The organism is Hymenobacter sp. BRD128, from assembly GCF_013256625.1.
Taxonomy (GTDB): Bacteria; Bacteroidota; Bacteroidia; order Cytophagales; family Hymenobacteraceae; genus Hymenobacter.
In genome coordinates this window covers 4,468,332-4,492,787 of the sequence record NZ_CP053908.1, presented here as the reverse complement: position 1 = coordinate 4,492,787, position 24,456 = coordinate 4,468,332, and the positions used below count along the sequence as shown (strand labels likewise).

Below are 24,456 nucleotides of genomic sequence, written 5' to 3'. Positions count from 1 at the left end.
CGAAGGCGCCCCGAACCGAGCCGCGCTTGCAGCTACAAAGAAAACACCGGCATCAGTGCCCCTGGCTAGCCAGGTCGCCGCAGCGCAGCCAGTTTTCCCATTTTTTGCGCTTGGGGGCAATGTGGCCCTTCAGGTATTTCTCCATGAGCAGGGCTGCAAAAGGCGCCGCCGACAACCCGCCAAAGCCCGCGTTTTCGATGTACACGGCCACCACAATCCGGGGCTTAATGGCCGGCGCAAAGCCGGCGAAGGTGGCGTGGTCGTCGCCCTCGTCGTTTTGCACGGTGCCGGTTTTGCCAGCTACCGTGATGCCCACGTCGGCGAGGCTAGCCAGCTCGGCGGTGCCGCCGTGCTGCATAGCGGCTACCATACCGGGCACGAGGGCGGCCAGGTTGGCGCTATCGACCAGGGTGCGGTGGCGCGCGGTGAAGCGCGGCAGCGGCCGGCCGCTAGCCCCGATGCTGCGCACAAAATGAGGCGTAATAAACCAGCCCCGATTAGCAATGATGGCCAGCACATTGGCCGTTTGCAGGCCGGTGAGGTTGATTTCGCCCTGCCCGATGCTGAGCGAGTAGATGGATTTAAAATTCCAGTTCTTCGTGCGCCGGGCTTTGTCATAATACGCCGCCGTGGGCAGGAAGCCGGGCTGCTCGCGGGCCAGGTCTACCCCAAGCAGCGTGTCGAGCCCAAACGAGCGCACGTAGCGCCGCCAAGCCGTGAGGTGAGCGTGGCGCTGGGCCACGGTATCGGCCAGCGTGGCGGCCGAGTCGGGCCGGGGTTCGACCACCGTCCGCAGCACCTGGTAGAAGTACGGATTGCAGCTGTACTTGAGCGCCATCGTGAGGTTGCGGGCCATCGGGTGCGGGTGCACGCAGTTGATGAGCGACTGGTCGCAGGGAAACGGCGTGTTGGCCGTGACGGCCCCCAGCTGCAAGGCCACGGCCGCATTCACGAGCTTGAACACCGAGCCCGGTGGCTGGGCCTGCACGGTGGGGCGGTTGAGCAGGGGCCGGTTTTCGTCGTCGAGCAGCAGGGCCCGGCGCTCGGCATTGCGGCCGGGGGCGGTGAGCACGGCGGGGTCGTAGGTGGGGGCCGATACGCAGGCCAGAATTTCGCCGGTGGCGGGGTCGAGGGCCACCACGTAGCCGCGGCGCTCGCCCAGCAGGCGCTCGGCGTAGGCTTGCAGCTTGGCGTCGAGACTCAGGTGCAGGTCCTGGCCTTGCTGAAACGTCGTGTCGGCGGCCCAGCGGCCGTGCACGCGGCCGTGGCCATCGGTGAGCGGGTGGTAGGCGCCCCGGTGGCCGGCCAGCAGCGCATTGTAGTAGCCTTCGAGGCCGCTGTTGCGCAGGCGGTAGTAGCGGCCGTGGTCGAGCCGCTGGGCCAGGTACAGAAACGGCTGAGCGGCGGCCGGCTGGTAGCCCAGCACCGGCGCGGCCAGGCTAGCCACGTTGGCGCGCACCCGCCAGCGGCGCACCACCAGGCCGGGATATTCGCGGGCGTGGCGGCGCAGGCTGTCGGCCTCGGGCTTGGTGAGGACTAGCTCCACGGGCCAGCGCTGCACGCGCGGCGGGGCGGGCTTAGGCTTAGCCGTATCGGGGGCAATAAAGCCGGTAGAGTCGGCCACCAAGATGCGGCGGTGGGGCGGCACAGCCGGCAGGCGAGCGGCAAACACGCGCGCCTGCAACGCGCCGGCTGGCCAGCCCATTAGGCTATTAACGGCAACGGTATCGAGCGGCGCGCCTCTGGGCAGGCTGAGCGTATAAACTACCTCGTTGGTTATCAGCAGCGTGCCGTTGCGGTCGTAGAGCCGGCCGCGCACGGGCATGTACACCTCGCGGCATTGGAGGTAGTCTTCGGCCGGGGCAGTGGGCGCGTCCGGGCCGGCACAGGCCGCCACCGCTAGCCCGCTCAGGGCCACGAGCAGTTGGGGCCAGCCCGCAGATTTTCTTCGCAAAAAGCCAAGCATCGTGTAAAGCTAGGGCGCTGCGGCCCAGCCCCGACCACCGGGCCAGCCCAAGCAGCGCCGGGGCCAGCCCAACGGCCGCTACCGCCCGGCAAACCACGGTTGGGCGACCTGGCCGTAACTTGCCCGCCGATGCGGGCCGCCCCTTTTGCGGCCGGCCGCCCTTACCTTATGCCCCGTGCCAAACCCCTAGCTGCGGCGCTGCTGCTAGCCGCTAGCCTCCCTGCCGCCGCCCAAAGCCGCCAGGAAACGCTACTCAATACCAATTGGAAATTCACGAAAGGTGACCAGCCCAACGGCGCCAAGCCGGAATTCAACGACGCCAAGTGGCAGACGGTGCGCATTCCGCACGACTGGGCCATCACGGGGCCATTCGATGGCAAGAATGATGCGCAGGTAGTGAAGATTGAGCAAAACGGTGAAAAGGAGGCTAGCCTGAAATCGGGCCGCACCGGCGGCTTGCCCTTCGTGGGCGTGGGCTGGTACCGGCGGCAGCTCACGGTGCCGGCGCTGGGCAAAAATGGCCAGGCCGTGCTGCTCTTCGACGGCGCCATGAGCAATGCCCGCGTGTTTGTCAACGGCAAGGAAGCCATGTTCTGGCCCTATGGCTACAACTCGTTTTCGGTTGATATCACGCCTTTCTTGCGCGCCGGCGGCCCCAACACCCTAGCCGTGCGCCTCGAAAACCAAACCGAAGCCTCGCGCTGGTATCCCGGCGCGGGATTATACCGCAACGTGCACCTTATCACCACGCAGGGCGCGCACGTGCCGGTGTGGGGCACCTACCTCACCACGCCCGAGGTATCGGCCACTGCGGCCAAGGTGAAGCTCAAAACGCAGGTGGTGGCCGCCGGCCTGACGGGCCTGAAGCTGCAAACCGACTTGCGCGACGCCGCCGGCCGGGTAGTAGCCAGCGCTACTACGCCGGTTTCGGGCACCGAGGTCGAGCAGGAGTTTACGGTGGCTAGCCCCAGATTATGGTCGCCCGAAACGCCGGCTCTGTACACTGCCGAGTCGAAGCTGGTGGCCGGCAGCGCGGTGCAGGATACGTACAAAACGCCGTTTGGCATCCGCACTTTCAAGTTCGAGAAGGGCAAAGGCTTCTCGCTCAATGGGCAGCCGCGCAAGTTTAAGGGCGTGTGCAATCACCACGACCTCGGGCCGCTGGGCACGGCCATCAACGTGGCGGCGCTGCGCCACCAGCTTGTGCTGCTCAAAGGCATGGGCTGCGACGCCATCCGCACTTCGCACAACATGCCCGCGCCCGAGCTGATGACGCTGTGCGACGAGCTGGGTTTTATGGTGATGGTGGAGTCGTTTGACGAGTGGAAGTCACCGAAGGTGAAGAACGGCTATAGTCAGTACTTCGACCAATGGGTGGAGAAGGACCTGACCAATATGGTGCACCGCGACCGCAACCACCCGAGCGCCATTATGTGGAGCATCGGCAACGAAGTGCCCGACCAGAGCAGCCCCAACGGCCCCGAAATCGCCAAGCGCCTGCAAGACCTTGTGCACCGCGAAGACCCCACGCGCCCCGTCACGATGGGCATGGACCGCTACGACGACGACTTCAAGTACGGCATTGCCGCCGTACTCGACATTCCGGGCTTCAACTACAAGCCCATGCGCTACGCCGACGCCATCACCAAGCTGCCGCAGGGCTTTCTGCTGGGTTCCGAAACGGCGTCTACCGTCAGCTCGCGGGGCGTGTATAAATTCCCGGCCGTGCTGGCCAAGGACAAGCAATACCCGGATAATCAGTCGTCCTCCTACGATTTGGAGGCTTGCCGCTGGTCACAGATTCCCGACATCGAGTTCGCGGCCCAGGACGACCTGCCGTATGCCATCGGCGAGTTTGTGTGGACGGGCTTCGACTACCTCGGCGAGCCCACGCCCTACGACGAGAAGTGGCCCTCGCACAGCTCTTACTTCGGCATTATCGACCTGGCCGGCCAGCCCAAGGACCGCTACTACCTCTACCGCGCCCGCTGGAACCCTGGCCAGCCCACCGTGCACCTGCTGCCGCACTGGACCTGGCCCGGCCGCGAAGGCCAGCCCACGCCCGTCTTCTGCTACACCAACGGCGCCTCGGCCGAGCTCTTCGTGAACGGCAAAAGCCAGGGCCGCCAAACCAAAGCCACCACCGGCGCCACCGACCCGCAAACCCGCTACCGCCTGGAGTGGAAAGACGTGGTGTACCAGCCCGGCAGCATCAAAGTAGTGGCCTACGATGCGCAGGGCAAAATCCTTGGCACCGAAGAAGTACGCACCGCTGGCGCGCCCCACCATATCAAGCTCGTGGCCGACCACACCCGGCTAGCCGCCGACGGCGAAGACCTCGCCTACCTCACCGCCCGCGTCGAAGACGCGCAGGGCAACCTCTGCCCCGACGCCACCAACCAGCTGCATTTCACCGTGACGGGCGCCGGTAAGTTTCGGGCCGTCGGCAACGGCGATGCCACCAACCTGGAGCCCTTCCAGCAGCCGCAGATGCACGCCTTTCAGGGGCAGCTGGTGGCCATTGTGCAGGCTAGCGAGGCAGCCGGCGCCGTGCAGGTAAAGGCCTCGGCGCCGGGCCTGAAGGACGGCACCGTGCAGCTGACTACCAGCAAGTAGAAGGCTGCTATTAAAATCAGGTAACAGCAAAAAGTCCCGACTCACGCGTGAGTCGGGACTTTTTATTTTCTTGGCAGCGGGCTGCGTTAGTTGATTTCGCGGCTAGCCTCGAACAGGAACCAGGCGCGGCGCTCGGCCTCGTCGATGTACACTTCGAGCAGGCTAGCGGTAGCTACGTCCTTGATTTCATCGGCGATTTCGTGGGTTGCACGCATGTTGTGCACGAGGTTGCGGTTTTCGTTTTGCAGGTCGATGAGCATATCGAGGGGGTTCTCGAAGATGTCGTCGTTGTCTTTCACGCGCTGCTTGCGGCCGATTTCGCCAATCGAGTGAATGGTCGGAAAGCCCAGCTTACGCACGCGCTCGGCTACGTCGTCGGTGATGGCAAAAATCTGGTCGGCCTGCTCATCCAGCAGCAGGTGATAGTCGCGGAAGTGGCGACCGCTCATGTGCCAGTGGTAGTTCTTGGTCTTGAGGTAGAGCGCAAACAGGTCCGAAACCAGCAGGTTCAGGCTGTCGCTGAGTTTGGCGCGGCCGGTTTCGCTGAGGTCTGACGGCGTGTGCAGCAAAGTAGGCTTCGCTTCTTTGGCTTGAGCGGTGGTAGGCATAAAATGAATTTTAGATTAAATTTTTGAAAATCAAGCGCTTGCTCAGCAAGCGGCGGGTTCTGGTCTGTTTACGCAATAGCTGCGCGCTGGTTTAAAAAAAAGTAGGCATTCGGCAGTTTGCGGCTGCGCGCCCGACCTTTGCAAGTCACGGCCAGAACCTCGCGCCCTGTAAACCCGCATTTTACCTCGTGTACGATTTTCTTACTACCTCCCCCTGGCCCGACTATGCGCTGCTTGACTCCGGCAATTTTCAGAAGCTCGAGCGCTTTGGCAAGTACGTGCTGGCCCGCCCCGAGCCGCAGGCCATCTGGGATGCGCACCTGCCCGCCAGCGAGTGGCAGCAGGCCGATGCCACCTTTGCCCGCGCCCCCGGCAGCACCGAAAAGGGCCAGTGGAGCCTGAAAAAAGGCATGCCCGAGCAGTGGGTTATTGCCTACGAGCGCCCCGACGGCCTGCGGCTGAAGTTCCGGCTAGGGCTGTCGTCGTTCAAGCACGTGGGCCTCTTCCCCGAGCAGGACCCGAATTGGCAATTCATTTATAACCAGACCAAGGCGCGCCGGGCCCAGCTGCCGCGCGTGCTCAATCTGTTTGCCTACACCGGCGCGGCGACCCTGGCGGCCCGCGCCGCCGGCGCCGACGTGACGCACCTCGACTCGGTGAAGCAGGTCAACTTCTGGGCCCGCGACAATATGGAGGCTAGCCAGCTCGATGGGGTGCGCTGGCTCGTGGAAGACGCCATGAAATACGTGCGCCGCGAGGTGAAGCGCGGCAGCAAGTACCAGGGCCTCATCCTGGACCCGCCCGCCTACGGCCGCGGCCCCAACGGCGAAAAGTGGCAGCTCGAAGATGAGCTGAATGAGCTGCTCAAGCTCAGCCAGCAGCTCCTCGACCCGGAAGACCATTTCTTCGTGGTGAATTTGTACTCGCTGGGCTTCTCGGCGCTGATACTGGACAACCTGACCCAGGCCATTTTCCCGGGCAAAAAGGCCGTGCGCGAGCTGGGCGAGATATACCTGCACGATGCCGGCCAGCACAAGCTGCCGCTGGGCACGTTCTGCCGGTTTGCCACTTCGCACAAACACTAAAAGACGTTGTCATTGCGAGCGCAGCGCGGTAATCGCCCCAGAACGATACCCGCGCCCGTCGTTCGGTATGCGTTCGGGTGCGATTGCCGCGCTGCGCTTGCAATGACAGACGATTTTGACGCCTGCTTCATTCAGTAATACCTTCTCTTATGCACGCCCCCGTTCATCACCGCCGGCTAGCCCTTATCGACATGGGTACCAATACCTTCCACCTGCTGATTGTGGAAGACCAGCCGGGCCAGCCGCCGCACGTGCTGGTGCGCACCAAGGTGGGTGTGCGCCTGGGAGAGGGCGGCATCAGCAAGGGCGAAATTGCGCCCCTGCCCTACGCCCGCGCCCTGCAAACGGTGCGTGGCTTCAAGGAAGAAATTGAACTGCACCAGGTGACGGAGGTGCGCGCCACGGCCACCAGCGCCATGCGCGTCTCGCGCAACGGCCCCGACCTAGTGCGCGACATCCTGGACAGCACCGGCATTCAGGTTGAAGTAATTCCGGGCAACCGCGAAGCCGAGCTCATTGCCAAGGGCATCCGGCAGGCCGTGCCGCTCGGCCAGGCCAAGCACTTGCTGATGGACATCGGCGGCGGCTCGGTCGAGTTTATTATCGCCAACGAGGACACCATTTTCTGGAAGCAGAGCTTCGAAATCGGCGCCCAGCGCCTGCTCGACAAGTTTTTCCCCGACCCGAGCGGCGTGTTTCCACGCGAGCAGGTGCAGGCCGAGCTTGAATACCTGGCCGACAAGCTGGCGCCGCTCACCGCCGCCGTGGCCGAGCACGGCCCGCTGGCCAGTCTGGTGGGCAGTTCGGGCAGTTTCGACACCCTGGCCGACCTCAGCGTGGGCCAAGTGCGCCGCGAGGCCGACCTGCCGCCCAGCACGCCGCTGCCGCTGGCCGATTTTGAGCAGCATTTCGCCCAGCTCCTCACCCTCGACCACGACGGCCGCGTGGCCCTGCCCGGTATGTTCCCGATGCGCGCCGATATGCTGGTGGTAGCCAGCATTATCGTGAAGTATGTGCTGACTACCTACGGTTTAACGCAGATTACGACTTCCGCCTTTGCCCTTAAGGAAGGCCTATTGGCTGAGCTGCTGGGCCGGGGCTAGCCCCCCGCGGCCACCGGCTACTTTGTGGATAAACGCCAGTTTATCGGCCACCGCCGGGCTGATGATGAAGGGGTACGGGTCGGGCTGGCCCATGCTGCGGTTGAGGCTGTTCATGGCGAAGGTCAGGGGCAGCCACATGGCCATAATCTGCCCAAAGTCGGCTACTTGATAAGGGTCTTGCATGGCGGCGCGCAGGCCCTGGCTAGGGGCCGCGTCGAGCGGGTCGAGGCGCAGGCCGAAGGCGTGGGCCGTTTGCAGCGTGTCGAGAATGTGCAGGTAATGGGCCCAGGTTTCGGCCCAGTCCTCCCAGGGGTGGCTGCTGGCGTAGGCGCTGATGTAGTGCTGCGGCCAGTCGGGCGGGGCGCCCTGGGCGTAGTGCATTTTGAGCGCCTCGCCGTAGTCTAGCTGCTCATCGCCAAATAGGTGCCGAAAGCCGGCCAGGTTGGGCGAGTCGGCAAGGAGGCGGTCCCAGTAGTAGTGGCCCACCTCGTGCCGGAAGTGGCCGAGCAATGTGCGGTACACCTCATTCATCGACTGCCGGGCCTGCTCGCGCTCAATAGTATCGGCCTCAGCGATATTAATGGTAATGAGGCCGTTATCGTGACCCGTTAGTACGCGCTGCCCGGAACTTTCGTCGGCCTTGAAGTCGAATTGCAGGCCTTCTTTGGGGTACACGCTTTTGCTGACTACGGGCAGGTGCAGGCACAGCAGGCTATAAACGAGCCGGTGCTTGGCCGTTTCCAGGTCGCGCCAGCGGCCCAGGTAGCCGGGGTGCGCCAGGTCGGGAATGGTGCGGTTGAGGGCGCAGGCTGGGCAAAACGACGTGGTGCTTTCGCTGGGCACCAGCCAGTTGCATACACCGTGCTCGTGGTTGGCGCAGTACGAATAAGCGGGGCTTTCCGGCTCGCCATACAGGTGGAAAGTGTGGGCCTCGGGCAGCGCTTCCAGTGGTAGCAGTTGCCGCCGCGTAGCCTCAAACCCTAGCGGATACTGGCATTTCTCACACCGGCTGTTTTCAAAATACAGCACTTGGCCGCAGTGGGTGCAAGTAAAAAGCTTCACGGAAGTAGCGCTAAAAGTTGCCTTGCTCAACGGGAAGCTTAAGGTGGGGGTTAAGCTAGGCCCCTCTTTTTCTATCAAATCCATATTTTACTAAAAGCACCCCTAAGCCGCAGGGGTATTTGTCAAAAATAGTAGTCTTTTGAATTTTTTAGCCGTTTATTTAGCCCCAAGCTGGCACTTGCAAACTATGTTTTGCTGGCACTGGCCTTCTAACTAATTGCCGCCTTATGTCTAATCCGCTGCTAGCTTCCTACCAAAATCAGCCCCAGGTGTGGGACGAGATGTTTCGGACCGAAGGCGTGCGAGCCGAGTACCAGCACTTTGTGGCCGCCATTGCGGACCTAGCGGGGGCCGAGATGACCCGCAAGGACGAATTGGCTAAGAAACTCTTTATGAGCCAGGGCATTACCTTCACTGTGTACAGCAGCGGTGAGGGCATCGAGAAGATATTTCCCTTCGATATTATTCCGCGCATCATCTCGAATAGCGAGTGGCGGCGCATTGAGGCGGGCATTAAGCAGCGGCTGAAGGCACTCAATATCTTTTTGAAAGACATTTACCATCAGCAGTTTATAATTAAGGATGGTGTGGTGCCGGCGGCGCTGGTGTACTCGTGCCCGCAGTTTTTGCGCGAGATGGTGAATGTGGATGTGCCGCACGACGTGTACACCCACGTGGCGGGCGTAGACCTGATTCGGGACCACGACGGCGAGTTTTACGTGCTCGAAGACAACCTGCGCACCCCCTCCGGCGTGTCGTATATGCTGGAGAACCGGAGCATTACCTACCGCATTTTCCCCGACCTGCTGCCCAAGAGCAACGTGCTACCGGTCAAGGACTACCCCGATTTGCTGTACCGCAACCTGCTGGCCCTGGCCGACCGCCAGACGAGCGACCCCACCGTGGTGCTGCTCTCGCCGGGCATCTACAACTCGGCTTATTTTGAGCACAGCACCCTAGCCCGCCTCATGGGCATTCAGCTGGTGGAGGGCCGCGACCTTCTTGTGCACAACCACTTTGTGTACATGAAAACCACGCGCGGCCTGGAGAAAGTGGATGTTATCTACCGCCGCGTCGATGACGAGTTTCTCGACCCGCTGGCCTTCCGGCCCGATAGTGCGCTCGGCGTGCCGGGACTGTACTGGGCCTACCGCAAGGGCAACGTGGCGATAGTAAACGCCATGGGCAACGGCGTGGCCGACGACAAGGCCGTGTATTGCTACGTGCCCGACATGATACGGTACTACCTCAATGAGGAGCCGATTCTGAAAAACGTGCCCACTTACCAGCTAGAGCACCCGGAGCACCGCGAGCTGGTTTTCAAGGACATGGATAAGATGGTAATCAAGCGCACCAACGAAAGCGGCGGCTACGGCATGCTCATCGGCAGCGCCGCTACCGGGCAGGAAATGGACGATTTCCGCACCGCCATTCTGGCCGACCCGCGCAGCTTCATCGCCCAGCCGATTATCAGCTTGTCGTCCACGCCGTGCTACATCGATGGCAAGTTGCAGCCGCGGCGCATCGACCTGCGGCCGTTTGCGCTGTGCGGGCCTAGCGGCATTGATATTGTGCCGGGCGGCCTCACGCGGGTGGCCCTGCGCGAGGGCTCGCTGATTGTGAACTCGTCGCAGGGTGGCGGCAGTAAAGATACTTGGGTGCTAGGCGCCTAATCGACTCATTAGCACCTACCTATGCTTTCTCGCGTTGCCGATACTATCTACTGGCTGGGCCGCTACATGGAGCGCACCCAGGTCATGCTGCAAACTATTCGTATTCAGTATATTGCCTCGCAGGATGAGCCGCACTACTGGGGCTGGCAGCCGCTGCTGCTGACTTACGGCGACCTTAGCGAGAAGGAGCTGGCCAGGCGCGCCCCGCACACGCCGCAGGTACTCTACCACCTGCTGTTTGACCGCAATAACGCGGCCTCGGCCTACCGCAATATTGTGCAGGGCCGCGAGAATGCCCGCGCCGTGCAAGACCACATTACCAAGGAACTGTGGCAGACGCTGAATGACTACTACCACCTTATCCGGCACGATGCCCTGGCCCACCAAACGCTGGGCGAAGACCCGGTTTCAGGATTAGATAATCTATTGCAGCAAAGCGTATTGTACGTGGGTACGGTGCAAAATACCATGCCGCGCGATGAAGGGTACATCTTCCTCAAGCTGGGCAAGTTTCTGGAGCGCGCCCTGCAAACGGTGGACTTGCTGCGCCTCAGCCAGCACCTGTTTGAGCGCGAGCCTGAGACCGGCAACCACGAGCTGCGCTACCTGCTCTACAGCCTGCTAGGGTATGAATTGTACGTAAAAACCTACCAGGGCCAGCTCGACGCGAGCAGCGTGCTGGAGCTGATTTTGTACAATCCCGACTTCCCGCACTCGCTGCTCTATAGCCTGGGCCAGCTGCTGCGCTACTGCGAGCGCCTCAAAGACAAGAGCCGGCCCGAGAGCTACGAGCAGCTGCGCTTTCTCATCGGCAAGGCACGCACCACGGTGGCCTACAGCACCTTGCAGGCGCAGCAAGGCGGCGCACTAGGGCCGTTTCTGGGGCAGGTGAAAGGCGAGCTGCTCGACATTACGGCGGCGCTCAGCACGTCTTATTTCAATTGATAGTGAGCAGGTATGGCTACTTATAAAATTCAGCACCGCACGCGCTACGCCTACGCCGCGCCCGTTATCGACTGCGCCAACCAGCTGATGATATACCCGCTGCCCGATGCGCGCCTCACGGTGAAAAGCCACCTCGTGCACATTACCGGGCAGCCCGAGGTGGCGGTGTTCACCGATTATTTTGGCAATCAAGTGGGCGTGTTTTCGCTCATTCAGCCGCACGCCGAGCTAGTCATCGACTCGCTGGCCGAGGTCGAAACCCACGCCATCCAGTTTCCGATGGATGAGGAGAGCGCCGAGGCGCAGTGGGCCCAGCTGGCTAGCCTGCGCACCGACGTAGCCTTTATGGACTTTCTGAAAGTGCCGCCCGCCGAGGTCGAAGCCGAGCTGCGGGCGGCGCTAGGGGGCATCGTCACGTTCGGGGCCAAGCCGCTGAAACAGGCGCTCGAACTATCAGAATACGTGCACGATAACTTCCAGTACCAGCAAGGCGTGACGAGCATTGAAACGCCCATTGAAGACATTTGGCGGCTGCGGGCGGGCGTGTGCCAGGACTTTGCGCACCTGCTGCTGCACCTGCTGCGCCTCAACGGCTTGCCCGCCCGCTACGTGAGCGGCTACGTGTGCCCCCGCGAGGAGGGCGTGCGTGGGGCGGGCGCCACCCACGCCTGGGTCGAAGTCTACATCCCGTTCTAAGGCTGGCTGGGCCTCGACCCGACTAATAATTGCATCGTCAACGACGGGCACGTGCGCATGGCCCTCGGCCGGCACTTTGCCGACTGCACCCCCGTGAAAGGGACTTACAAAGGCACCGGCGCCCACACCCTGGAAGTAACGGTGCACATCGAAAACGGCCGCCCCATTGCCGGCAACGAGCTGCCCGCCACGCCCACCTACGTGCAGCAAGCCCCTAGCCCTACCCCCGCCGTCAACTCCTACCGCAAGTACATGGATTGGGAGCAGCAACAGCAACAACAGCAGCAGTAGGAACAGGGAACCGCTGGCTAGCCTCAGTTCAAGGCGCTACTTTAAACGTAACCGGCACCGTGAAACTCACGGCCACCGGCTGGCCGCTTTGCTGGCCGGGCTCGAAGCGTGGCAGCCGTTGGATAGCTGACACCACGGCCTCGTCGTAGGCTGGAGATAACCCTTTCACAATCTTCGTATCGCCCACGCTGCCACCGGCATTCACCGTGAAGCTGGCGAACACTTTCCCCTCCTGGGGCGGGCCGGCTGGGTACATGAGGTTGTGCTGAATCTGCTCGACGATGGCGCCCATGCCGGGTTTGCCGGGCAGATGAGGCATCTGCTCGACGTAGGTGTAGACTCTATCGGCCTCCCCAATGGCTACGTCGGGCCGGGTAGTCAGCACAGGTGGCGGCGGCGGCGGCGGGGCCATTTCCTGGGTGGCTTTAAGCTGCTGCTTGAGGTAGTCATACGACCGCTGTTGCCCGGCCGAAAGAGGCTGTCCAGCGCGTCGCTGCTGTTCATACGGGGCTAACTTTGCTTCCAGTATCCTGGTCATGCTGCTCTGGAGCGTTTCCAAGGGCATTTCCGCTATCTTTTCGGTGGCCGCTTGCTGGGGCACTACCGGCTCGTTGTTCGACTGGCAAGCCGTAGCCAAAAACATCCCACCCAGCACGGGCAAGGCTAGCCACTGCTTCCAGCGGCGCACAGGAATCTGATTCTGCAACATGGCAATTCGGGTTAAGGTGAAGGAAAAGGCAAACGATTGAACCAGGGATGAGTAGCCCGGCCCGGCCACGCGGCGCACGGCCAGCCGGGCCAGCAGCGAGGGGTAGGGCGGCGCCGGGGCCAGCGCATCGGCGGGGCTAGCCACTTGCCGCATGGCTTCCCAGTCGGCCAGCAGCTCGTGGGTGAGGCGCAGGGCCGGTAGCAGTAGGTGGGCGAAGGGATTGAACCAGAGCAGCGCTCGCCACACTTCGAGCCATAACAGCTCGTGGCTGTGCCCCTGGCGCACGTGCCCTAGCTCATGCGCCAGCACCGACGTAGCCTCCGTAGCAGTCAGTTCGGCTGTATCATCCCAAAAAATGGTGCGGCCGAAGGAGCTCGTGGGCAGGCGCCCGCCGGTATAGGCGAGCACGTAGCCGGGCCGGCGTTCGCGGGGCAGGTGCCGGGTAGCGCGCCGCAGCCGCCCGTAGCGATAAGCCAGGCAGCTCAGCGATACCAGCACCCCGAGCAAATACAAGCTAATCAGCCATGTATCGGGCTGCCAGCCCGGCGCAGACGCTAGCACCACGCGGGGCATGGGCAGCGCTACCGCCCCCGCTACTAGCACCGGCGCGCCAGTGGGGGCTAGCCAGCTGGCCACATTGGGGCGGGGCAGCAGCGGCAGCGCCAAGGCCACCACCGGCGCCAGCAGCAGCAAGGCGCGGTTGTAGCCAAAGCATCGCTCGCGCCGCAGCACCAGCCGAAACAAGAGCCAGACGGCCCCGAGCGGCACCAGCGTACCTGCTAGCCAGCCCATCAGAAAGGAAGTATCCATAGCACAAACGGGAAGTGGTGATGCATAATGGCCAAGCTGCTACTTAGCAAGCGTCATTGGGCTGGCACTCAGGTGGCGGGTGCCGGTGCGTTTGCCCAGGGTATACACCTGCACGCTATCGAGCGCCCCGGCGGGCGAGTAGTAGTTCCAGTCGCCGAACCAGTAGAAATGCAGGCCATCGGGCTCGTCGGCCAGACGCGCGTGGCCCTGCTTCGCCACCCGGCCGCTAGGGTAGTAGTAGGTGATGTCGCTGAGGCCGTGGCGGCGGTAGCGCTCCTTATGCTGCACTTCGCCGGCTTGCGCGTAGTAGCGCCAGCGCCCCACCGGCTGCCCGTGCCGGTAGCGGCCCCGCATAAAAAGCTGCGTGCGGGCATCGTCGTAGTAGGTGCGGTAGCGCCCTTGGCGGTCGCCCTGGCGGTCGAGGCGGCCAGTGGGCTTGGTGCTGGCGCAGGCCGTAGCCAGGGCCAGCAGGAGGCTGAATAGCAGAAGACGAGGCATGGCGGGGCGGGCTTAGGCTAGGGGTTGATTTTCGGTGGGCGAGTCCGGGGCTAGCCCCTCGGCCGGGGCCTGGCGCAGCAGGGCATCGAGCTGGGCGGCATCGAGGTTTTCATCCTGGGCAAAAAAGGATACCAGCTGCCCAAACGAGCCACCGAAGTAGCCGCGCAGCAGCTTGCGCAATGAGAAGCGCCGGTAGTCGTCCTGCGCCACCAGGGCGTGGTAGCGGTAGCCCCGCCCCACCGGCTCGTAGCCCACAAAGCCCTTTTGCTCCAGAATGCGCACAATGGTGCTCACCGTAGTAAGGGCCGGCAGCGGCAGCGGCAGGGCCTCGCGCAGGTCCTTCACGTAGCTGGGGCCGCGCTGCCAGAGCAGCTGCATCACCTGCTCTTCGGCGCGGGTTAGTTCAGGAAATGGTGGTTGCATAGCTAGCTAACTGAGGTGACAAGGCGAAGTACGTAAGTTTTCAACGTAAAAATTAGTTTTAAACTAATTTTTACGTTGAAAAAAAGTAACTTATTAATTATCAGTAATAAATTTATCAATACAATCCCCAAGTGGCGGCCTCGGCACGGCAGTAGTAGGTTTGCAGCCCCCAATGTGCCTCCTTGCCCAGTGCTTTGGCTTGCACGGGCCGGCCTTCTTTTCTCATGCCTACCTTCTCCTACCAGCAGCTGTTCACCTTTGCCGAGCAGGTGTTCCAGGCCATCGGCTGCTCCGAGGCCGACGCCACCCTAGCCACCGAAACCCTGCTCTCGGCCGATTTGCGGGGCGTCGATTCGCACGGCGTGGCGCGGCTCTCGGGCTACGTGCGCCTCTGGGAGGCGGGCCGCATTAATGCCCGGCCGCGGGTGGGCATCAGCTACGAAACGCCCAGCACGGCCGTGGTCGATGGCGACGGCGGGCTAGGGCTGGTGGTGGGCCCCAAGGCCATGCGCATTGCTATGCAAAAAGCCGCGCTGGTAGGCACCGGCTGGGTATCGGTGAAGAACTCCAACCACTTCGGCATTGCCGGCTACCACGCCATGCTGGGGCTGGCGCAGGACATGATAGGCATCGCCATGACCAACGCCTCGCCGCTGGTGGCGCCCACGTATTCGCTCGACAGGTTGCTGGGTACCAACCCCATCGCCGTGGCCGTGCCGGCCGGCGAGCAGCCCGACTTTGTGCTCGACATGGCCACCACTACGGCCGCCAACGGCAAGCTCGAAATCGCGCAGCGCAAGCACCTGCCCATCCCTGAGGGCTGGGCCCAGGATGCCGAAGGCCACCCCAGCACCGACGCCAACGCTGTGAAAAACGGCGGCGCCCTGCAGCCGCTGGGGGCGCCACCGGCTCGCACAAAGGCTACGGCCTGGGCGCGGTAGTCGATATTTTTTCGGCCGTGCTGAGCGGGGCCAATTACGGGCCGTGGGTGCCGCCGTTCGTGGCCTTTTTGCAGCCGCCCGCCGACCCGGTGGGCCAGGGGCTGGGGCACTTCTTTGGGGCCATGCGCGTCGATGCCTTCCGGCCGGCCGACGAGTTTAAGCAGCACATGGACAAGTGGATAACCACCTTCCGCGAAGCCAAAGCCGTGGCAGGCAAGCAGGTGCTCATCCCCGGCGACCCCGAGCGGGCGATGGCCGCGCACCGGCTCATTGAGGGCATTCCGCTGCTCGATGCGGTGGTGCAGGACCTGGAAAAGACGGGGACTAAGTTTGGCGTAAAGTTCTAATCGACCGCAGCTACTAGCGTGGGCTGGGCACGGCTAGCGGCCACCAACTGCACCAGCAGCACCCAGCCTACGGCGCTGCTCCAGCCCGCCAGCACATCGCTAGGGTAATGCACGCCCAAATACATGCGTGCCATGCCCACACTCAGCGCAAACAGCGGAGCCAAGGCCCACAGGCGGCGGTGGCGCGGCAGCACAAAAAACAGCGCCGTGGCCAGCGCCGCCGTGTCCATGGCGTGGCCGCTGGGAAAGCTGAACGTATGCTCGGGCCGCAGGCTGAGCCACAGCGCCGGCCGGGGCCGCTGCACCGCGTACTTGATGACTTGCGTGAGCAGCATGGAGCCGCCCAGCCCGGCGGCAAACAGCCAGGCATCGCGGCGCCGGCCGGCCCAGACCAGCGCGGCGGCGGTGAGCACGCCGGCCGCTGCCACGGGCCAGGTATTGCCCGCAATGGTAAAAAAAATGGCCAGCCCATCGAGCGCCGGCGTGGCATGGCGGTGCAGCGCCAGCAGCAGCGGCTCATCAACCGACGCCTGGCCGAAGCGAACTACCAGCGCCGCCATGCTCCCCAATATGCCCCAGGCTAGCCCGGCCAGCAGCCACAAGCGGCGGCGAAAAGCAACAACGCCCATAGAAAAACGAAAAAAATGTACGCGCACCGCATACGCAAAAATGCCGGTTCGCGTGGCCGCGTGAGCTGTTTTCCTGTATTTTGCCGCCCCCTGAACCTGGCTAGCCCTCACCTGTGCACCCTTTCACCACCAACCGCCTGCTGCTGCGCCCGCTGACAGCCGCCGACGCCCCCGGCATGTTTGCGCTGGATAGCGACCCGGCCGTGCGGCGCTACCTGCGTGGCATTGGCGGCCCGCAGGCGGCTAGCCCGGCCGATAGCCTGGCCACCATTGCCTACATTCAGGCGCAGTACGCGGCCCACGGCATCGGGCGCTGGGCGGTGCTGCTGCGCGCCACCGGCGAGTTTATGGGCTGGGCCGGCCTGAAGCTGGTAGCCGGCCCGGTAAATGGCCAGCGCGATTTTTACGACCTGGGCTACCGGTTCCTGCCGCGCTTCTGGGGTCAGGGCTACGGCTACGAGGCTGCCCAGGCCTGGCTAGCTCATGGCTTTGATGTGCTAAGGCTGCCGCGCATCTGCGCCTACGCCGATGCGCAAAACGCCGGCTCGCGGCGCATTCTGGAGAAAATCGGGCTAGCGGCGGGCAATGAGTTTGTGGAAAATGGCACGGCTTGCGTGTGGTATGAGGCACAACGCCCGGCCGGGCGCTGAGCGTATCCGTCGGGCGTTGGCAGCAAGCAGTTGCCTGGCATTACAGCTGGGCTAGCGCGGTACGCAGCTGCGCCAGCGTAACGGGGTGGAAGCTCAGCGTGGGCTGCGCCGTTTGCCCTAAGCTTACGCCGCTGGTGGCCAGGTAGGTAATGCCTTTTTCGCGACGCAAGGCTACCACCGTGGCCGCCTGACCGCCCGGCACTTGCTCGAAGATGGCCGCGCTGCCCCCGGTGCGCGAGCTGGCCAGGATGCTGCGCTGGCCTTTAAATACCAGGGAAACTACCGTGCAGGGGTCGGGGGTGGCGACGGTATAGCGAATGCGCGGGCCCGGGGCGAGCAGGCGGTCGCAGTTTATCCAACCCAGGCCACCGGCGGCCAGCTCGTAGTAGAGGCCACTAGCCAGGGTGAGGGGGGTACTGGCGTTGTTGAACTGCTTGGCAAACGCGGCGCGGCGGCGCTGAGCATTGCGGGCTAGCTCTTCCTGCAATTGCTTGTCCATGACCAGCCAGTTGAAGCCCACCAGCTGCCGGCCCGAGCGGGCATACAGCACCGAAAATACGCCCCGCGCCCGGCTAGCCGTGCGCTTGCCATGCAGCAGGGCGCTGATGAAGCTGGCCGCCCGTTGCGTGGGCAACTGCCGCACAAACGCCAGCACCTTGGCGGCCAGCACCGAGTCGCCCATTACTAATTCCGATTTCTGGAGCACGCCGGCGCTATCTACTTCTACATCAATTAGGAGGGCGCGGCGGATGGGCGTGTGGTTCTCCTGGCTCAGGTCTTTCAACATGCGCTGCTCTTCCTTGTGAGCCTGTTACCTTGCGCTATGCTTCTTCCCACTCTTCACCGGCCGGGGCGCGTGCTGCTGGGCCTGCTGGGGCTAGCCGCTTGTTCGCCCCCCGACCCAGCTAGCCAGGCCGATACCGCCATTCCGGCCAATTGCCGGCCGCCCGCGCCGTTCACCATTCAGCACCCGGCCTGGGCTACCAATGCCAGCCTCTACCAGGTAAATGTGCGCCAGTACACGCCCGAGGGCACGTTCCGGGCCTTCGAGAAGCACCTACCGCGCCTGCAAAAAATGGGTGTGAGCGTGCTGTGGCTGATGCCGGTGCAGCCCATCGGCGAGGTGAAGCGCAAGGGCAAGCTGGGCAGCCAGTACTCGCTGCGCGACTACCGGAGCGTGAACGCAGAATTTGGCAGCCTGGCTGATTTGCAGCACCTTATAAACGAGGCGCATAAGCTGGGTATGCACGTCATCCTCGACTGGGTGGCCAACCACACCAGCTGGGACAGTGAGTTGAGCAAGCAGCATCCCGACTGGTTTACCCACGATGCGAAGGGCAACTTCGTGCCGCCCGTGGCCGACTGGCAGGATGTCATCGACCTCGACTACTCGAAGCCTGGCCTGCGCCAGTACATGGCCGAAAGCATGGCCTACTGGGTGAAGGACGTGGGTTTCGACGGCTTCCGTTGCGATGTGGCCGGGCTGGTGCCCACCGACTTCTGGGACAGCACGCGGGCTGCTTTGGAGAAGATAAAGCCTGTGTTTATGCTCGCCGAGTGGGACGAATTGCACGACCCGCCCTTCCTGCCTAAAGGCACCTTCACGCCCCATACGCACCTGCTCGAAAAGGCCTTCGATGCCACCTACGCCCTCAAGCTGCACTACCTCCTCGACAGCGTGGCGCAGGGTAAGCGGCCGGTAGCGGCGCTGCCCGGCTACTTCGCGGCCGAGCGCCGGATGTACCCGGCCGGCGTGTACCTAATGAATTTCACCAGCTCGCACGACGTTAACAGCTGGGACAATCCCGAGGGCGTGCGGCTAGGGGCCAATGCCCAGGCCCTGGCCGTGCTCACGGCGCTGGTACCCGGCATTCCGTTGGTTTACAGCGGCCAAGAGGCAGACTCGACCAAAAAGCTGCGCTTTTTCGACAAGGATACCATTCAGTGGAATGGCTACCCGCTCAATGCGTTTTACGCCGCGCTGCTGCACCTCAAGCAAAATAGCCCGGCCCTGCGCAACGGCGACGCCTGCGCCAAATTTACCATCTTGCCGGCCCCGGCCGACTGCTTCGTGTTTGAGCGGGCTAGCGGCGATGGCCGGGCCAAAACCTGGGTGGCCGTGAACCTCGGCGCGCAATCCCAAACGCTTGCCCACCCCGCCGAAACCGTGACCGACGCCTTCGCCGACGTGGGCTCGCCGGTGACGGATGCGCAGGTAACGGTGCCCGCCCACGGCTGGCGCGTGCTCAGTACCAAAAAGCCCTAGCTTTAGTACCGCGCAGCACGTGCCGTGCGGTCTTTTCTCAAGCCACTATGAAACAACTTCTTCTGCTATGGCTCTGCATCCTAACCACGCTGACGCGGGCGCAAACCGTTAAGAACAACACCATCGTAATCGGCCGCGTCGATAGCGTGACTTCTAGCGTGCTCAACGAAAAGCGCAAGCTGTGGGTGTACGTGCCGGCCGGCGCCAACGACCCTACCTATGCCCAGCAGCGCTACCCGGTGCTGTACGTGCTCGATGGCGATGCGCATTTTGCCTCCGTGATGGGCATGGTGCAGCAACTAAGCCAAGTCAACGGCAACACGGTATTACCCGAGATGATTGTGGTGGGCATTCCGAACACCAACCGCACCCGCGACCTTACGCCTACCCACGTAACTAGTGCCCCGGGCCTGCCGGCTGAGGCGCTGAAAAGCTCCGGTGGCGGCGAAAACTTTACGGCGTTTTTAGAAAAGGAGCTGATTCCCTACGTCGATGCCCACTACCCCACCGTGCCCCACCGCACGCTGGTGGGCCATTCGTTTGGCGGCCTGCTGGTGATGAACACGCTGCTGCACCACCCTGCTTTGTTTGACAATTACGTGGCCCTCGACCCCAGCATGTGGTGGGATGGGCAGAAGCTGCTGCGGGAGGCTCCTGGCCTGCTGGCCCAGCCGGGGCTGGCCGGCCGGGCGCTGTTTGTGGGCATTGCCAACACGATGCCGACGGGCTTCGACACGGTGCAGGTGCGCCGCGACACGTCTTCGGCCACCGATTTTATGCGCTCCAAGCTGAGCCTGCGCGACGAATTGGCCCGCCACTCCGGCAACGGCCTGCGCGTGCGGTCCAAGTACTACCCCAACGATACCCACGGCTCGGTGCCGCTGCCCGCTACCTACGACGCGCTGCGCTTTCTGTTCCAGGCCTACGCCCCGTCGCCGGCGGCGCTTTACGATTTGTCTGAGCCCGGCTCGAAAATCCAGCCCGCCGCCTTTGTGGAGGCACACTACCAGCGTGTATCGGCCGCGATGGGCTACCCCGTGCTGCCGCCCGAGCCAATGGTGAACAGCCTCGCCTACTACTTGCTGCAAAGCAACCAGGCCGCCCACGCCCTGGCCATGTTCCAGCTTAATGCGCGTAATTATCCCACCAGCTTCAATGTGCACGACAGCTTGGGCGACTACTACAGTGCGCAGAAGCAGCCCGCGCTGGCTATTGCCGCCTATACCAAAGCGTTGCAGCTAAAAGACACCCCCGACACCCGGCAAAAGCTCAGCAAGCTAAGAGCCAAAAAGTAGGCCCTTGTGCGGCAGCCAGGGGGTAGGGCCCGCCCCGGCTGGGCACCCCGGCGCCGGGGTGCCGCGTACAGGTATTTTTTGCTACGCTTAGCAGGCCTCCATGACTGACACCGACCATCCGCTAGCCTCCCGCTTCACCGTGCGCCACCCCGAGTGGGCCGCCAACGCCACGATTTACGAAGTAAATGTGCGCAACTACACGCCCGAGGGCACCTTTCGGGCTTTTGAGGCGCACCTGCCACGGCTGGCCAAGCTGGGCGTCGTTATCGTGTGGCTGATGCCGATTCACCCGATTGGGGCGGTGGGGCGCAAGGGTTCGCTGGGCTCGCCCTACGCGGTGCGGGACTATTTCGGGGTGAACGAAGAGTTTGGCACCCTGGCCGATTTGCAGCACCTTGTACAAACGGCCCACGCCCTGGGCCTCAAGGTGATACTGGACTGGGTGGCCAACCACACGAGCCGCGACAACGCCCTCATTACCCAGCACCCCAACTGGTACCGGCACGATGCCCAGGGCCAGCTCGTGCCGCCCGTGGCCGACTGGACCGACGTGGTGGCCCTCGATTACACCAACCGCGAAATGCGCGCCTACATGATTGAGGCGCTCACGTATTGGGTGCGCGAGGCTGACATTGATGGCTACCGCTGCGACGTGGCCGGGCTGGTGCCCACCGACTTCTGGGACGAGGCCCGGCCCGCGCTGGAAGCCATAAAACCCGTTTTCATGCTGGCCGAATGGGACGAATTGTATCCCTCGGGCGGCCTTACCTGGGAGGAATTTAATTCCGACACCAAGCTGCTGGAGCGGGCCTTCGACATGAGCTTTGGCCTGCGCCTGCACTACCTGCTCGACCACATCGCCGAGGGCAAGGCCAGCCTGGCCGACATCGACACCTACCTGGCCGCCGAGCGCGAGAAGTACCCGCCCACCACCTACCTCATGCACTTCACCAGCAACCACGACGTGAATAGTTGGGACGGTACCGAGTACGAGCGACTAGGGCCGCTGGCGCTGCCCTTTGCCGTGCTCGCGGCGCTGCTGCCGGGCATGCCCATGCTGTATAGTGGCCAGGAGGCGGGGCTGAAGCGCCGGCTAGCCTTCTTCGAGCGCGACCCTATCGACTGGGCCGAGCTGCCGCTGCAAGACTTCTACACCAAGCTGTTGCAGCTTAAAAAGCGCCACCCGGCCCTGCGCAACGGCGACCCCGGCAGCCAGTTTCAGCGCCTGGCCGGGCCGGCTGGGCTCTACGGCTTCGTGCGCGAAAAGAATGGCTCGGCGGTAGTTGTGCTCATCAATGCCACGGTCGAGCCGCTGGCGCTACCGGGCCAGAAAACACTTATCAATCCCCAAAAAGGCTTGTTCGACGTGTTCAGCGGCGAGCAGTGCACGCTGGCCCAGGCCAAGGCGCGCACCGTGCCGGCCCACGGCTGGCGCGTGCTGCGCACCCGCGACTAGCAGCGCCAACCCTCGTCGAAGGCCAGGCGCTGCCGGCCGATTGGCGCGGCAGCTACGAGCTTACGAACGAGCCTAGCCACCGCCGGCCGGCCGGCAGCGGCGGTGCCGGCTGCGCTGGGCTAGCGGCACCGCTGCCACCCTCGGCGGCCGACCCCGACCAGGCAAAAAACACAACCGGCAGCAGCACAGCAAGCTTGCGCATCATTTCTCTGCTTTCTATATAATAGCAAGTTACTGCCAGTAAGACGCGGGCCGGCCGCGCTATAAGCCAGCACGGCACCCGTGGAAAACTCCGCGAGTGCCGTGGATTGGGCAAAGGACCGGGCCGGGCTAGCCCGGCGGCGCACGGGCCTATTCGGGCAGCTTCAGGGCCCGCCAGGTGTTGTTAAAGCGGTTGGCGTCGGGCAGCAGGTTGGTGGGGTTGAGCACTACCTGCGTGAGCGGCGTGGTGGTGTTGGCCCGGAAAGTCCAGGTGCCGCCGCGCTGCCAGATTTCGACCGGCAGGTGCACGGTGGTTTTTTTGCCGCTAGCCTCCGTGAGTTCGGCCGTCACGGGCATGGCCATCTGGCCTTTATTCTCGATGGTGATGAGCGCGCCCTTGCTGGGGTCCTGGTTCACGTAGGCTACCGAGTTCACGGCCTGGTCGAGCTGCCAGTTCTCGAAAAACCACTCGTGGTAAAACCACGTCAGGTCTTCGCCGGCCACGTTGTTCATGGTGCGGAAAAAATCGCGCGGCGTGGGGTGCTTGAAGGCCCAGCGCCGGATGTAGCTGCGGAAGGCGTAGTCGAAGCGCTCGGGGCCCAGGATTTCCTGACGCAGCAGGTACAGGCCGAAGCCCGTTTTGGAGTACGCCGCGAAGCCCAGGTTGCGGGCCTGCGTCACGTCGGGCACGGTGTAGGGCGTGTCCATATTGGGGTCTTGCAGCGCCCGCACGATGCCGGGCGTAGTGCGGGTTTCAACGTCCTCGATAGCCTTATACTCGCCGTTATTGAAGTTCTTGGTGGATAAGATGTTGATAAAGGTGTTGAAGCCCTCGTCCATCCACGGGTACTTGCGCTCGTTGGAGCCCACAATCATCGGAAACCAGTTGTGACCAAACTCGTGGTCGGTCACGCTCCATAGCTGGCCTTTGCGGGCCTTCGCGCCGCAAAACACGATGCCCGGGTACTCCATGCCGCCCACCACGCCGGCCACGTTGGTGGCCACCGGGTAGGTGAATTCGTACCACTGCTTCGAGTTGAATTCGATGCTCTTTTTCACGTACTCGGTGCTGCGGCTCCAGGCGGTGTCCTGGGCCGCTTCCACCGGGTAGAGCGACATGGCCAGCGACTTGCGGCCGCTGGGCAGGTTCATCTTGGCGGCATCCCATACGAAGGCCGACGACGCGGCCCAGGCCACGTCGCGCGCCTGCTGGCACTTGAAGTGCCAGGTGAGGCGGCCGTTTCGGCCGCTGGGGCGCGAGCCGGCCTGCGTCACCTCATCGGGGCCGCGCACTATCACGGTCTGGTCCGAGCCGGCGGCCTGGGCCAGGCGCTTTTGCTGGGCGGCGGTGAGCACCTCGGTGGGGTTCACGAGCTGGCCCGAGCCGCCCACGATGAGGTTGGCCGGCACGTTGATGGTGTAGTCGAAATTGCCGTATTCGAGGTAAAACTCGGCCGTCATGTAGGGCAGCGTGTTCCAGCCCTCCACGTCGTCGTACACGGCCATGCGCGGGTACCACTGCGCCACCTCAAAGATTTCGCCGTTCTGGGTCTTGAGGCGGCCGAGCCGGTCGGAGCCGTATTCGGGAATATTAAACCCGTAGGCGATGCTGATTTTGAGCTTGTCGCCGTGCGGCTTCATGGGTTCGGGCAGGATGATTTGCATCCGCGTATCCTGCACGCGGTAATTGGCCTTCATTTTTTTGCCGTGCAGCTCAATGTTGACCGTCTGCAACGAGTCGCCGCCCTGAAAGCCGCGCGCCCCGTTGCCGAAGCGGCTGCCCGCCACCGGCGTCGTGGCCGACCCGCGCGAGTCGGCCCGGTACAGGTTCTGGTCGAGGTACACCCACACGAAGGGCAGCGCGTCGGGGCTGTTGTTGGTGTAGGTGATGGTGACGCTGGCGGTCACGCGGGCCGCCTTGTCGTCGAGGCTGGCCGCAATCTGGTAGTCGGCCGCGTTCTGCCAGTAGGTGGCGCTGGGCTGGCCGCCGGCCGTGCGCGTGGCCGGCCCCACCTGGTTGAGGTAGTCGGGGTTAAAGAGTGCCCGGGCATTATAAGGAGGCAGGGGGCCGGTGGGGACCGGCGCGTTGGGCTGGGCCTGGGCAGCCCCGGCCAGCAGGACGGCCGCGCCGGCCAGCAGCGGGGCAAGAAAGCGTTTTTTCATGAAAAAAGAATAGACTAGGCTAC

The 24,456-nt window shown here is 63.3% G+C and carries 21 protein-coding genes and 1 pseudogene; 12 read left to right on the top strand and 10 right to left on the bottom strand.

Going from position 1 to position 24,456, the window contains the following annotated elements:
• Positions 1 to 52: 52 nt before the first annotated feature.
• Positions 53 to 1,954 carry a penicillin-binding protein 2 gene (locus GKZ68_RS19895; protein ID WP_173117890.1) on the bottom strand — a complete coding sequence of 634 codons (1,902 nt, stop codon included), beginning with the start codon at positions 1,952 to 1,954 and terminating at the stop codon, positions 53 to 55.
• Positions 1,955 to 2,134: 180 nt separating this feature from the next.
• Here GKZ68_RS19895 and galB point away from each other — a divergent pair, with 180 nt between their 5' ends.
• Positions 2,135 to 4,582, top strand: coding sequence for a beta-galactosidase GalB (gene galB / locus GKZ68_RS19890; RefSeq protein ID WP_173117888.1), 2,448 nt, complete (start codon positions 2,135 to 2,137; stop codon positions 4,580 to 4,582).
• 86 nt (positions 4,583 to 4,668) lie between these two features.
• Here galB and GKZ68_RS19885 read toward each other — a convergent pair whose 3' ends face one another.
• Positions 4,669 to 5,190, bottom strand: a complete 522-nt coding sequence (locus GKZ68_RS19885) for a Dps family protein (RefSeq protein WP_173117886.1) — start codon at positions 5,188 to 5,190, stop codon at positions 4,669 to 4,671.
• Between the two features lie 188 nt (positions 5,191 to 5,378).
• Here GKZ68_RS19885 and GKZ68_RS19880 point away from each other — a divergent pair, with 188 nt between their 5' ends.
• Positions 5,379 to 6,275 carry a class I SAM-dependent methyltransferase gene (locus GKZ68_RS19880; RefSeq protein WP_173117884.1) on the top strand — a complete coding sequence of 299 codons (897 nt, stop codon included), beginning with the start codon at positions 5,379 to 5,381 and terminating at the stop codon, positions 6,273 to 6,275.
• Positions 6,276 to 6,424: 149 nt separating this feature from the next.
• Positions 6,425 to 7,378, top strand: coding sequence for a phosphatase (locus tag GKZ68_RS19875; protein ID WP_173117882.1), 954 nt, complete (start codon positions 6,425 to 6,427; stop codon positions 7,376 to 7,378).
• Here the strand turns inward: GKZ68_RS19875 and GKZ68_RS19870 are convergent.
• Entirely contained in the window at positions 7,349 to 8,440 is a 1,092-nt protein-coding gene (locus GKZ68_RS19870) for a putative zinc-binding metallopeptidase (protein WP_173117880.1), read from the bottom strand. The genes GKZ68_RS19875 and GKZ68_RS19870 overlap by 30 nt on opposite strands.
• A gap of 227 nt (positions 8,441 to 8,667) precedes the next feature.
• Here GKZ68_RS19870 and GKZ68_RS19865 point away from each other — a divergent pair, with 227 nt between their 5' ends.
• Genes GKZ68_RS19865 through GKZ68_RS19850 form a run of 4 tightly spaced genes read left to right on the top strand, consistent with a single transcriptional unit; the run spans position 8,668 to position 12,045 of the window.
• On the top strand, positions 8,668 to 10,113 hold the full coding sequence (locus GKZ68_RS19865; RefSeq protein WP_173117878.1) for a circularly permuted type 2 ATP-grasp protein: 1,446 nt from the start codon (positions 8,668 to 8,670) through the stop codon (positions 10,111 to 10,113).
• A gap of 21 nt (positions 10,114 to 10,134) precedes the next feature.
• Entirely contained in the window at positions 10,135 to 11,058 is a 924-nt protein-coding gene (locus GKZ68_RS19860) for an alpha-E domain-containing protein (RefSeq protein WP_173117876.1), read from the top strand.
• Positions 11,059 to 11,070: 12 nt separating this feature from the next.
• Positions 11,071 to 11,754 carry a transglutaminase family protein gene (locus GKZ68_RS19855; protein ID WP_173117875.1) on the top strand — a complete coding sequence of 228 codons (684 nt, stop codon included), beginning with the start codon at positions 11,071 to 11,073 and terminating at the stop codon, positions 11,752 to 11,754.
• Positions 11,755 to 11,805: 51 nt separating this feature from the next.
• A complete protein-coding gene (locus tag GKZ68_RS19850; RefSeq protein ID WP_173117873.1) occupies positions 11,806 to 12,045 on the top strand; it encodes a hypothetical protein in 240 nt (79 codons plus the stop codon).
• Positions 12,046 to 12,073: 28 nt separating this feature from the next.
• Here the strand turns inward: GKZ68_RS19850 and GKZ68_RS19845 are convergent, their stop codons facing one another.
• Genes GKZ68_RS19845 through GKZ68_RS19835 form a run of 3 tightly spaced genes read right to left on the bottom strand, consistent with a single transcriptional unit; the run spans position 12,074 to position 14,485 of the window.
• Positions 12,074 to 13,564 carry a TonB family protein gene (locus tag GKZ68_RS19845; RefSeq protein WP_173117871.1) on the bottom strand — a complete coding sequence of 497 codons (1,491 nt, stop codon included), beginning with the start codon at positions 13,562 to 13,564 and terminating at the stop codon, positions 12,074 to 12,076.
• A gap of 39 nt (positions 13,565 to 13,603) precedes the next feature.
• On the bottom strand, positions 13,604 to 14,062 hold the full coding sequence (locus tag GKZ68_RS19840) for a toxin-antitoxin system YwqK family antitoxin (protein ID WP_173117869.1): 459 nt from the start codon (positions 14,060 to 14,062) through the stop codon (positions 13,604 to 13,606).
• 12 nt (positions 14,063 to 14,074) lie between these two features.
• Positions 14,075 to 14,485: a BlaI/MecI/CopY family transcriptional regulator gene (locus tag GKZ68_RS19835; RefSeq protein ID WP_173117867.1), complete on the bottom strand. Its 411-nt coding sequence runs from the start codon at positions 14,483 to 14,485 to the stop codon at positions 14,075 to 14,077.
• 224 nt (positions 14,486 to 14,709) lie between these two features.
• Here GKZ68_RS19835 and GKZ68_RS19830 point away from each other — a divergent pair.
• Positions 14,710 to 15,773, top strand: a pseudogene (locus GKZ68_RS19830) (Ldh family oxidoreductase).
• On the opposite strand, the gene GKZ68_RS19825 reads toward GKZ68_RS19830, so the two are convergent.
• Positions 15,770 to 16,402 carry a phosphatase PAP2 family protein gene (locus GKZ68_RS19825; protein WP_173117865.1) on the bottom strand — a complete coding sequence of 211 codons (633 nt, stop codon included), beginning with the start codon at positions 16,400 to 16,402 and terminating at the stop codon, positions 15,770 to 15,772. The pseudogene GKZ68_RS19830 and the gene GKZ68_RS19825 sit on opposite strands and share 4 nt — an antisense overlap.
• A 113-nt stretch (positions 16,403 to 16,515) precedes the next feature.
• On the opposite strand from GKZ68_RS19825, the gene GKZ68_RS19820 reads away from it, so the two are divergent.
• A complete protein-coding gene (locus GKZ68_RS19820) occupies positions 16,516 to 17,052 on the top strand; it encodes a GNAT family N-acetyltransferase (RefSeq protein ID WP_217275280.1) in 537 nt (178 codons plus the stop codon).
• 40 nt (positions 17,053 to 17,092) lie between these two features.
• On the opposite strand, the gene GKZ68_RS19815 is transcribed toward GKZ68_RS19820, so the two are convergent.
• A complete protein-coding gene (locus GKZ68_RS19815) occupies positions 17,093 to 17,839 on the bottom strand; it encodes a hypothetical protein (protein ID WP_173117863.1) in 747 nt (248 codons plus the stop codon).
• Between the two features lie 36 nt (positions 17,840 to 17,875).
• On the opposite strand from GKZ68_RS19815, the gene GKZ68_RS19810 reads away from it, so the two are divergent.
• From GKZ68_RS19810 to GKZ68_RS19800, 3 genes are all read left to right on the top strand, one after another.
• Positions 17,876 to 19,318: an alpha-amylase family glycosyl hydrolase gene (locus tag GKZ68_RS19810; RefSeq protein ID WP_173117861.1), complete on the top strand. Its 1,443-nt coding sequence runs from the start codon at positions 17,876 to 17,878 to the stop codon at positions 19,316 to 19,318.
• A gap of 47 nt (positions 19,319 to 19,365) precedes the next feature.
• On the top strand, positions 19,366 to 20,613 hold the full coding sequence (locus GKZ68_RS19805) for an alpha/beta hydrolase-fold protein (RefSeq protein ID WP_173117859.1): 1,248 nt from the start codon (positions 19,366 to 19,368) through the stop codon (positions 20,611 to 20,613).
• Positions 20,614 to 20,713: 100 nt separating this feature from the next.
• Complete coding sequence (locus GKZ68_RS19800) at positions 20,714 to 22,069, top strand: alpha-amylase family glycosyl hydrolase (protein ID WP_173117857.1); 1,356 nt, start codon at positions 20,714 to 20,716, stop codon at positions 22,067 to 22,069.
• 52 nt (positions 22,070 to 22,121) lie between these two features.
• On the opposite strand, the gene GKZ68_RS19795 is transcribed toward GKZ68_RS19800, so the two are convergent.
• A complete protein-coding gene (locus GKZ68_RS19795; RefSeq protein ID WP_173117855.1) occupies positions 22,122 to 22,274 on the bottom strand; it encodes a hypothetical protein in 153 nt (50 codons plus the stop codon).
• Positions 22,275 to 22,420: 146 nt separating this feature from the next.
• The gene (locus tag GKZ68_RS19790) at positions 22,421 to 24,433 is read right to left on the bottom strand and encodes a M1 family metallopeptidase (protein WP_173117853.1); all 2,013 of its coding nucleotides are present in this window, start codon (positions 24,431 to 24,433) and stop codon (positions 22,421 to 22,423) included.
• Positions 24,434 to 24,456: the final 23 nt, after the last annotated feature.